This is a genomic window from Streptomyces sp. NPDC050619, from assembly GCF_040654815.1.
In the GTDB taxonomy this organism is placed as follows: Bacteria; Actinomycetota; Actinomycetes; order Streptomycetales; family Streptomycetaceae; genus Streptomyces.
Genome location: NZ_JBFAIR010000171.1, coordinates 1 through 1,155, shown reverse-complemented (window position 1 = coordinate 1,155; position 1,155 = coordinate 1). Strand labels below are relative to the sequence as shown.

The 1,155-nt window shown below is 66.1% G+C and carries 2 protein-coding genes; both read left to right on the top strand.

The features are described 5' to 3' along the window. Positions 1–261 (top strand): nitroreductase family protein (locus AB0I77_RS53795; protein ID WP_363290370.1); only part of this gene is annotated, 261 nt, incomplete at its 5' end. A gap of 54 nt (positions 262–315) precedes the next feature. Continuing rightward, positions 316–1,155: NADP-dependent oxidoreductase (locus AB0I77_RS53790; protein ID WP_363290369.1), on the top strand; the 840-nt coding region annotated here is incomplete at its 3' end.

Sequence of the window (1,155 nt, the reverse complement as noted above, 5' to 3'; positions counted from 1 at the left end):
GGCTACAAGGACCTGAACCACTGGATGGAGAAGCAGACCTACATGGCGGTGGGCCTGACCATGATGGCGGCCGCCGAGCTCGGCGTCGAGGCCACGCCGCTGGAGGGGTTCGACCCGACCAGTGTCGACAAGGCGTTCAAGATCCGCGAGAGCGGACACAGCACGACGGTGCTGCTGGCCCTCGGCTACCCCGACCCGGAGAAGGTGTACACCACCCCGATCTCGCGCTTCGACGCCGACCAGCTGTTCACCTTCATTTAAAAACCCATCCGGAAACCAAAACCCACCACACATACGAGGAAGGGGACAATCTCAATGAAAGCCATTGTGGTCACCGACCAGGCCGCGGGAACGGCCGGAATGACGCTGACGGAGCGGCCTGAGCCACTCGCAGCGATCAACGACGTCATCGTTCAGATTCATGCATCGGGCTTCGTCCCGACCGAGATGGAGTGGCCATCGACCTGGGCCGATCGCGCCGGCCGTGACAAGACACCGTCGATCCCCGGCCACGAGCTGGCCGGAGTGGTCACCGCCCTCGGCTACGGCACGACGGGCCTGTCACTCGGGCAGCGGGTGTTCGGCCTCGCCGACTGGCACCGCGACGGTACCCTCGCCCAGTACGTGGCGATCGAAGCACGCAACCTCGCACCGCTGCCCGGCGACATCGACTTCACGGTAGGCGCGTCCCTGCCCATCTCAGGCCTGACCGCATGGCAGGGACTGTTCCAGCACGGCCGCCTTCAGGCCGGCCAGACCGTCCTCGCCCACGGCGCAGCCGGCGCAGTCGGGACGATGGTGACCCAGCTCGCACGTGAAGCCGGCGCTTACGTCATCAGCACCGGACGCACCGCCGACCGCGAGAAGGCACTCGACTTCGGCGCCCACGAGTTCGTCGACCTCGAGAACGACACGCTCAAAGACGTCGGGGACGTCGACCTGGTCTTCGATGTCATCGGCGGCGACATTCAAAAGCAGTCCGCCGCCCTGATCAAGGCCGGAGGAACACTCGTGTCCATCGTCGGCCCGGTCGAAGCGCGGCCCACTGACGGCCTGGCGGTGGACTTCGTCGTCGAAGCCGATCGCGCCGAACTGGGCGAGATCGTGCAGCGGGTGCGCGACGGACGGCTGCGGACAAACATCGGTGACGTCGCA